This window comes from Bradyrhizobium sp., from assembly GCF_019242285.1.
GTDB lineage: Bacteria > Pseudomonadota > Alphaproteobacteria > Rhizobiales > Xanthobacteraceae > Bradyrhizobium.
In genome coordinates this window covers 1-8,298 of the sequence record NZ_JAFAVV010000714.1, presented here as the reverse complement: position 1 = coordinate 8,298, position 8,298 = coordinate 1, and the positions used below count along the sequence as shown (strand labels likewise).

The following is an 8,298-nucleotide window of genomic DNA, read 5'->3' as shown; positions in this document are numbered from 1 at the left end:
TCGCGGTGACGTTGCAGGTCTTCGCCATCTTCAGCCGGTTGGCGACCGCCGGCACGGTGCCTTCCGGAATCCGGTAGGAGGCGGCGAGCGCGTTCGGGTTTTCGCTGACGAAGAACGAGATCGAGGTCACGTCGGAAAGCGATGTCGTCACCGCGACCGGTACCACCGCGCCATTCTCGGCGATCTCCGGCGCATCGAGCTTGACCTTGTCGGACCCCTCGTGCGGCCGGCCATAGAGCGCCTTGATCGCATCGGTGTCGCTCTTCTGTTTGAACGCGTCCTCCGGATACGGGTCGTTGGCGGCGGCCAGCGCCGGCGCGAAGCCGATCAGCGCCACCGAGCCGATGCCTTGCAGCACGAGGCGCCGTGTCGCCAACGATCGGCCGGAAAGAAACGTCATTGCGCGGGTCTCCTCGAAAAACACGCCATCACAAGGTCTGCAGGAAATCGACCACCGCACTGATCTCCGCTTCCGTCAGGATCCGGTTGCGGCCGAACGGCGGCATCACCGTCTGCGGATTGCGCCTGGTCTCATCGGTCAGGATCGCGATCAGCTCGCTGCGGTCGGGATATTTCTGCCTGATGTCCTTCAGCTCGGGCCCGATCGTGCCGGCGAGTTCGCCACCCTTGATCGCGTGACAGCTCAGGCAATTGCCCTTGCCGCGGTCGAAGGCGATCTTCTGGCCCTCGGCGGCGGCCGATTGCGCATGCGCCGGCAGCGCGCCGGTCAACAGCGCGAGCGCCAACGGTAACGTGAATTTCATGACGGGACTGACGGTCACTTCATTTCGCGAAAGCTGCTGCGTGAACTATATGCGGTCGGTGGCATGAAGGCCATCGGGCCGTTACGGCTCACTATAGCGGCTGCCGAACGCGGTTAAAATGTTTCCTTGCCGCTTCTCATGTGCGCCAGGGACCGGAGATTGATGCTCAATGGCGGAATATGTCGTCGAATTCGGCAAGGATGGCGGGCGGGTCGAGGCGGATGGCCGGCTCGACGCGCCGGCGTACCATCGCAACCACGAGCCGATCTGGGCGGTATTGGAACGCTTTCTCAACGGCCGGCGCGGCGACGTGCTGGAGGTTGGTAGCGGTACCGGCCAGCACGCGGTGCATTTCGCCCGGCACAGCCCGGCCGTCACCTGGTGGCCGAGCGATCTCAACGACGCACATCTCAGAAGCATCGCAGCCTGGCGCGAGCACGCGCGACTCGCCAACATCTGCGCGCCGCTTCGGCTCGACGTATCCGATCCGGACTGGGACGCCGCGATGAAGAGCGAGGGGGGCCCGAAGGAATTGCTGGCGCTGTTCTGCGCCAACGTGATTCACATCGCGCCCTGGCGCGTCGCCGAAGGCCTGATCGCCGGCGCCGGGCGCGCCCTGCGCGACGACGGGCTGCTGTTTCTCTATGGCCCGTTCAAGCGCGATGGACGGCACACCGCGCTCAGCAACGCGGTGTTCGACACCAGCCTGCGCGAGGGCAATCCGGAATGGGGCGTGCGCGACATCGCCGATGTCGAAAAGCTTGCCACGGCCGCCGGCCTTGCCCTGCGCGAGGCCGTGGAGATGCCGGCCAATAATCTGATCCTGGTGTTCGTGAGGTCATGAGCCGGCGATGGCCGCTCAAGCCTCACCATCGAGCCAGCCGATCTTGCTCTTGAGGAAGCGAAGGCCCAGCACCTGGAAGCCGGCGCGCTCCTTGTTGTCCTTGCCGTAGCCGTGCCCGCCAGCGGCCGGCTCGTGGAAATAGGCCTCATAGCCCATCGCCTGCAGCTTGGCGGCCATCTTGCGGGCATGTCCGGGATGAACACGGTCGTCGCGCCGCGTCGTGGCAATCAGGATGGGCGGATAGGGCTGCCCGGGTTTCGCGGCGTGATAGGCCGAGTATGTCTTCAGCCATTCCCACGCCTCGGCCTTGTCGGGGTCGCCATATTCGGCGATCCAGCTCGCGCCCGCCAGCAGCTTGGTGTAGCGGCGCATGTCGATCAGCGGGATCGTGCAGAACAGGGCGCCGAAGCGCTCGGGATAACGCGTCAGCATGTTGGTGATGAGGATGCCGCCGTTCGATCCGCCCTCCGCGGCAATGCGCTTCGGTTGCGTCACGCCGCGCCGCACGAGATCGGCGGCGACCGCGGCGAAATCGTCATGCGACAATTTCTTGCCGGCAAGCCGGCCGGCATCGTGCCAGCGCGTGCCGAATTCGCCGCCGCCGCGCAGGTTGGCCTGCACGATGGTGCCGCCGCGCTCCAGCCACAGCTTGCCGAGCGCCGAATTGTAGTACGGCTTCACCGCAAGCCCGAAGCCGCCATAGGCACTCATGTGAACCGGAGCGTCACCGCTTTCGCCGGCGGGGCCGGTCTGCACATAGGGAATGCGTTCGCCGTCGATGGAGATCGCTTCATGCTGCGTGACCAAGAATCCGTCGGCGGTGAACGTCCTCGGTGCCCGCTTCAGCACGGTGGGACCGCCGACGCCCGGCTCGATGAGCATCAGCGACGGCGGTGTGAGCGGGTCCTGCGCGTTGGCGAGCAGGTCGCCGTTGCTCTCGGATTCATGATGATCGAGGCGCCAGACGTCGACGACGCCGACATCAGGAAGTTCGCGCAACCTCTCGCGGCTCCAGCCGGCGTCGGATGGCGTGCAGATCTCGAACAAGGGCCGCAGCTCGTCCAGAATGGAGAGCACCAACTTTCCGTCGGCCCAGAAAAAGTCTTGCAGCGCGCGCCGCGGGGCCGGCGCGAACAGGACCTCAAAAGCGCGGTCTCCGGCAAGGAAGGCCGACAGCGAAATGCCGAGCACGGCGTCCGCCGCATGCGTCACGCCGGCGACCGTCCAGGCCGAGCGGAGCTTGAGGACAAGCCAGTCGCCGTGAATCTGCAGCCAGATGTCGGAGGGAAGGTCGAGCTTCAGGCTCGCACCGCTCTCGGTGCCGAGCCAGATGTCGAAATTGAAGAAATCCAGCTGGTCGACGAACCAGATCCGTGGCGTCGCCCCGGTTCGGTCGACGTCGCAGCCGATGCTCATGCGATCGGATGTTGTCTCGAACACCACGCTTGCTCGCTCCACAGGCTCGCCGCGCCGCCACAATCGCACGGTTCTCGCATAGCCCGAACTCGTGGCCATGCCCTCGCCATGGGCGCTGGCGAGGAGAATGGTGTCCGCATCGACCCAGGCGGCGCCACCCTTGGCTTCCGGCAGCACGAATCCGTCGGTCACGAAGCGTTTCGTCGCCAAGTCGAACTCGCGCAGGGTGACGGCGTCGCTGCCGCCGCGCGACAGGTTCAGGATCACCCGCGGCGCATCGCCCGGCAGCGCGCTCGACCAGTTCAGAAGCCAGTCTTCGCCTTCCGTTGCGGCGAGCAGATCGATGTCGAGCACGACTTCCCAGGAAGGATCGGGCTTGCGGAACTCATTCAACGTAGTTCGGCGCCACAGGCCACGCGGATGCTCCGCGTCCTTCCAGAGATTGTAGAGAAGTCCACCGCGTCGGCCGACATAAGGAATGTTGTCCGGCCGGTCGTAGATCGCCGCCAGCACATCGCGGTCGCGCTCGAAGCCGGCGCCTGCGAAGGCGTCGAGCGTCAGGCGGTTCTGCCGGTCGACGAATTCCAGCGCGCGCGGGCCTTCGATCTCTTCCAGCCACAGATACGGATCGTCGTCGGGGGCGGCAGTGGTGGGTCTGTCGTCGATCGGCACGCTCGAACTCCGCAGGCATTATTTCCGCTTCCAAGTCCTTGATTAGCGCGGCAGAGCCGGTTCTGTCCAACGCGCTTTGCGCGCATGGCCCGCGCCCGCTGGCGTCGGTTGATCGGCTCGGCCCCTCCGTCCATAGTGATTCGGAAAAAGGTCCTGCAGACGGGCCGCCAGCCGGGAAATGCCCTCAATGATCGACATGACCGCCAGCGGGGAGATGGCCGATGACGCCCGCGTCAAGGCCAATGTGGTGCGGCTTGCCGCGGCGCAGGCGCTGACCGGCGCGAATTCCTCCGTCATCTTCGCGACCGGCTCGATCATCGGCGCGACGCTTGCGCCCAGTCTGTCGCTTGCCACAGTCCCGCTCTCGATGTTCGTGGTTGGCATGGCCACCGGCACGTTGCCGACCGGCGCGATCTCGCGGCGCTATGGCCGCCGCACCGCCTTCATCATCGGCACCGGCTGCGGCGTGCTCACCGGCCTGCTCGGCGCGTTCGCGATCCTGCACAGCCTGTTCTGGCTGTTCTGCGGCGCCACGTTTCTCGGCGGGCTCTATGGCTCGGTGGCGCAATCCTACCGCTTCGCCGCTGCCGACGGCGCGAGCGCCGCCTATCGGCCGAAGGCGGTGTCCTGGGTGATGCTGGGCGGCATTTTCGCCGGCGTGCTCGGTCCGCAGCTCGTCGAATGGACGATGGACGTCTGGCCGCCCTATCTGTTCGCCTTCAGCTTCGTGGTGCAGGCTGCGGTCGCGCTGGTGGCGATGGCGATCGTTGCCGGCGTCGATGCGCCGAGACCCGCGCCGGCGGACCTGCATGGCGGACGGCCGCTGTTTACGATCGTGCGGCAGCCGCGCTTCATGGCGGCCGCCCTGTGCGGCATCATCGCCTATCCGATCATGAGTCTGGTGATGACCTCGGCGCCACTCGCGATGAAGCTGTGCGGGCTCTCGGTCTCGGATTCCAATTTCGGCATCCAATGGCATATCGTGGCGATGTACGGCCCGAGCTTCCTTACCGGCACGCTGATCGCGCGTTTCGGCGCGCCCGCCATCGTCGCATTCGGGCTCGCGCTCGAGGCGGTCTCCGCCACCATCGGCCTCGCCGGCATCACCGCGCCGCACTTCTGGGCGACGCTGGTGGTGCTGGGCTTCGGCTGGAATTTCGGCTTCGTCGGGGCGTCCGCGATGGTCCTGGAAACGCACCTGCCGCAGGAGAAGAACAAGGTGCAGGCCTTCAACGATTTCCTGGTGTTCGGAACCATGGCGATCGGCTCGTTCTCATCGGGCCAATTGCTCGCCAATTACGGCTGGTCGGCGGTCAATCTCGTGGTCTATCCGCCGGTCGCGCTCGGGCTCGCCGTGCTCGCGCTGGCCTCGCTCGTGCGCTGGCGGCGCGGCCGGCTGCAGGCGATCGAGGAATTTGCCGGGCCGAGCCTCTAGCTGACAGATGCTGACATTTCGATACGCATCGAAGTAGTCGCCTCTGGCCGTTCACGCATTGCGGTCACATCTTGATGGCCCGGAATCGAAAGGGAGCCATCCGTGGACGCCTCCAGCCCCGTCCTCGTCGACGAAACCTCGCGCCGCTACGCCGGCTGGCGGATCGTCGCGGTCTGTTTCCTGGTCGCCACTTTCGGCTGGGCGTTCGGCTTCTACGGCCAGAGCGTCTATCTCGCCGAGCTGCAGCGCGCGCGGGGCTGGCCGGCCTCGCTGATATCAGGCGCCACCACCTTCTTCTATCTGTTCGGCGCGCTGATCGTCGTGTTCGTCGCCGAGGCGGTGAAGAAGTTCGGCCCGCGCAACTGCCTGATCGCTGGCACCTGTGCGACCGCGCTCGCGGCCGTCGCGCTCGGCCAGGTCCGCGAGCCCTGGCAGCTCTATCTCGCCGATGCCGCGTTGGCCTTCGGCTGGGCCGGCATGAGCCTCGGCATGATCACCAACACGCTCGGCCTCTGGTTCACCCACAAGCGCGGCATGGCGATCAGCCTGGCGCTGAACGGCGCGAGTTTTGGCGGCATCGCCGGCGTGCCGCTGCTCGTGATCGGCATCGGCCATTTCGGCTTCGCGCAGGCGATGATCGTGGCCGCCACCGTGATGGTCGTGCTGGTGGTGCCGACCGTGCTGATCTTCGTCGGACGCCCGCCGCTGCACGCCCAGGCCGCCGCCGCGACGGATCTTTCGTCCGCCACGCAGATTCGCGGCCGCGCGCTACGCGACATCGGCTTTCTCTCGGTCACGATCGCGTTCGCGCTGGTGCTGTTCGCGCAGGTCGGCTTCATCGTGCACCTGATCGCGTTCCTCGATCCAGTGATCGGGCGGGCGAATGCGACCACGGCGATCGCGCTGCTGACGGCGATGGCTGTCGTGGGCCGCGTGCTGTTCTCCACCGTGATCGACCGGCTGAACCAGCGTCTTGCATCGGCGCTGTCGTTCGTGAGCCAGGCCGCCGCGCTCCTGGTGCTGATCAATCTGCGCGCCGATCTGGTGCTGATCGCGGCCTGCGCCGTGTTCGGCTTCTCGGTCGGCAACCTGATCACGCTGCCGTCCCTGATCGTGCAGCGCGAATTCGACCCGCGCTCGTTCGGCGTGCTGGTCAGCCTGCAGACCGCGATCGCCCAGGTCACCTATGCCTTCGGCCCCGGCGTGGTCGGCGCGCTGCGCGATCTCTCGGGCAGCTACACGCTGCCGTTCTACGGCTGCATCGCGCTGCAGTTGATGGCGGCCGTCCTGATCATGGTGCGGGGCCACGCAAAAACTGCGTAGGGTGGGCTAAGGCGCGGCCGCGTCCGCCGTAGCTCGCAGAGCGAAGGCGGAAGCGCCGTGCCCAGCATTTCTCTCGGTAGCGGCGGCTGGAACGGTGGGCGCGCTCTTGCCTTCGTGTGTTCAGCTTCGGTGCAAGATGCCGCTTTAGCCCATCCTACGCAAGCTCCGACGCCTCGCCGGCCGGCACCTCGAACTCGAACGTGTTCAGCGTCATCGACACCAGCGCGTAATAGCCGCACAGCCCGATCACTTCGACCAGGCCGCGCTCGGACAATTCCTTGACTGCGTCGTCATAGAGGCTCTTCGACAGGCCGTGATTCCCGTGCAGCGCCTTCGCGACCACATAGATCATCTGGCCCTTGGGATCGTCGAACACCGGTGTGCGGCGGTCGCGGATGGCGTCGATCACCTTCGGGTCCATGCCGCCCTTCAGCGCGAGGCGCTTGTGCGCCCACCATTCGTAATGCGCGGTGTAGTGCCGCGCCGTGACCAGGATCGCGATCTCGGACAGTTTGGGCGGAAACATCGTGTTGAAGCGCAGCGTCTCGCCGAGCCGCGTGGCGTGCCGCGCCATCTCCGGGCTGTTGAGCCAGGCCATCATCGGCGCCGGCGCCGAACCGCGCTTGCCCGCGACCGCCTCGTCATAGGTCTGCTTCTGGTCGTCATTCATGTCGTCGGGCGACAATAGTTTCAGCCGCATCGCGGTCTTCCTCTGCGTTCCTGTCCCTCGCATCCGTACACCGGATCACGGGCCCTGACCACAACCCGCGGCGGCACAGGCGCTGACGGACATATTGAAATCCGCGCGCCGCGGGCTAAGGTCGAAAGCAACGATCTTGACAGTGGAAACGTGACCCATGGCCGACCTTCAAACCTTCCGCCGCGAAACCCGCGCCTGGCTCGAGGCCAACTGCCCGCCGGAGATGCGCAAGCCTGTGACCGCCGAGGACGACACCTTCTGGGGCGGGCGCAACGCGAAATTCTCTTCCGAACCGCAGCGCGTCTGGTTCGAGCGGATGCGCGACAGAGGCTGGACCGTGCCGCACTGGCCGACGGAATATGGCGGCGGCGGCCTCGACGGCGAGGAAGCCAAGATCGTACGGCAGGAGATGGCAGTGATCGGCGCGCGCCAGCCCCTGAGCTCGTTCGGCATTTCCATGCTCGGGCCGGCGCTGTTGAAATACGGCACCGAGGCGCAGAAGAAGGAACATCTGCCCAACATCACCGCGGGCCTGATCCGCTGGTGCCAGGGCTATTCGGAGCCCAACGCGGGCTCCGACCTCGCCTCGCTGCAGACCCGCGCCGTGAGCGACGGCGACGACTTCATCATCAACGGCCAGAAGATCTGGACGTCCTACGCCAACTACGCCGACTGGATCTTCTGCCTGGTGCGCACCGATCCCGAGGCGAAGAAGCATGACGGCATCTCCTTCATCCTGTTCGACATGACGTCGAACGGCGTGTCGACGAAACCGATCCTCCTGATCTCCGGCCGCTCGCCGTTCTGCGAGACCTTCTTCGACAATGTCCGGGTGCCGAAGTCGCATGTGGTGGGCCAGGTCAACCGCGGCTGGGATGTCGCGAAATACCTCCTGCAACACGAGCGCGCGATGATCTCCGGCATGGGCGAGCGCGGCGTCGGCCGGCCGCTCGGCCAGGTCGCCGCCAACTCCGTCGGCACCGACGAGCAAGGACGATTGGAGGATCCGATCCTGCGCGGCCAAATCGCGTCGTTCGAGATCGACGAGGCCGCGCTCGCCGCCGCCGCCGAGCGCATGGTCGATCTCGCCAAGGCAGGGCAGGGCCACCCGGCGTTCTCCTCGGCGATGAAATATTACGGCACC

At 66.1% G+C, this 8,298-nt stretch carries 8 protein-coding genes; 4 read left to right on the top strand and 4 right to left on the bottom strand.

Annotated features, from left to right (window positions below; all coding sequences use genetic code 11):
* The coding region (locus tag JOY90_RS28870) for a thiosulfate oxidation carrier protein SoxY (RefSeq protein WP_291694497.1) at window positions 1-400 on the bottom strand (400 nt) is incomplete at its 3' end.
* Window positions 401-428: 28 nt separating this feature from the next.
* A complete protein-coding gene (soxX, locus tag JOY90_RS28865) occupies window positions 429-764 on the bottom strand; it encodes a sulfur oxidation c-type cytochrome SoxX (protein WP_291694496.1) in 336 nt (111 codons plus the stop codon).
* Between the two features lie 169 nt (window positions 765-933).
* Between soxX and JOY90_RS28860 the strand changes: the two genes are divergently transcribed.
* Entirely contained in the window at window positions 934-1,608 is a 675-nt protein-coding gene (locus JOY90_RS28860; protein WP_291694495.1) for a DUF938 domain-containing protein, read from the top strand.
* 15 nt (window positions 1,609-1,623) lie between these two features.
* On the opposite strand, the gene JOY90_RS28855 is transcribed toward JOY90_RS28860, so the two are convergent.
* Window positions 1,624-3,696 carry a prolyl oligopeptidase family serine peptidase gene (locus JOY90_RS28855; protein WP_291694494.1) on the bottom strand — a complete coding sequence of 691 codons (2,073 nt, stop codon included), beginning with the start codon at window positions 3,694-3,696 and terminating at the stop codon, window positions 1,624-1,626.
* 187 nt (window positions 3,697-3,883) lie between these two features.
* Between JOY90_RS28855 and JOY90_RS28850 the strand changes: the two genes are divergently transcribed.
* Window positions 3,884-5,131: an MFS transporter gene (locus JOY90_RS28850; protein ID WP_291694493.1), complete on the top strand. Its 1,248-nt coding sequence runs from the start codon at window positions 3,884-3,886 to the stop codon at window positions 5,129-5,131.
* Window positions 5,132-5,233: 102 nt separating this feature from the next.
* Window positions 5,234-6,454 carry an MFS transporter gene (locus JOY90_RS28845; RefSeq protein WP_291694492.1) on the top strand — a complete coding sequence of 407 codons (1,221 nt, stop codon included), beginning with the start codon at window positions 5,234-5,236 and terminating at the stop codon, window positions 6,452-6,454.
* 154 nt (window positions 6,455-6,608) lie between these two features.
* On the opposite strand, the gene JOY90_RS28840 is transcribed toward JOY90_RS28845, so the two are convergent.
* The gene (locus JOY90_RS28840; protein ID WP_291694491.1) at window positions 6,609-7,154 is read right to left on the bottom strand and encodes a carboxymuconolactone decarboxylase family protein; all 546 of its coding nucleotides are present in this window, start codon (window positions 7,152-7,154) and stop codon (window positions 6,609-6,611) included.
* Between the two features lie 157 nt (window positions 7,155-7,311).
* On the opposite strand from JOY90_RS28840, the gene JOY90_RS28835 reads away from it, so the two are divergent.
* Window positions 7,312-8,298, top strand: a 987-nt coding sequence (locus tag JOY90_RS28835) for an acyl-CoA dehydrogenase family protein (RefSeq protein ID WP_291694490.1), incomplete at its 3' end; no start/stop codon positions are given.

Excerpts from the sequence above, each read along its gene's own strand:
- JOY90_RS28840 (WP_291694491.1), bottom strand. The coding sequence starts at position 7,154 with ATGCGGCTGAAACTATTGTCGCCCGACGACATGAATGACGACCAGAAG.
- JOY90_RS28860 (WP_291694495.1), top strand. The coding sequence starts at position 934 with ATGGCGGAATATGTCGTCGAATTCGGCAAGGATGGCGGGCGGGTCGAG.
- soxX (WP_291694496.1), bottom strand. The coding sequence starts at position 764 with ATGAAATTCACGTTACCGTTGGCGCTCGCGCTGTTGACCGGCGCGCTG.
- JOY90_RS28850 (WP_291694493.1), top strand. The coding sequence starts at position 3,884 with ATGATCGACATGACCGCCAGCGGGGAGATGGCCGATGACGCCCGCGTC.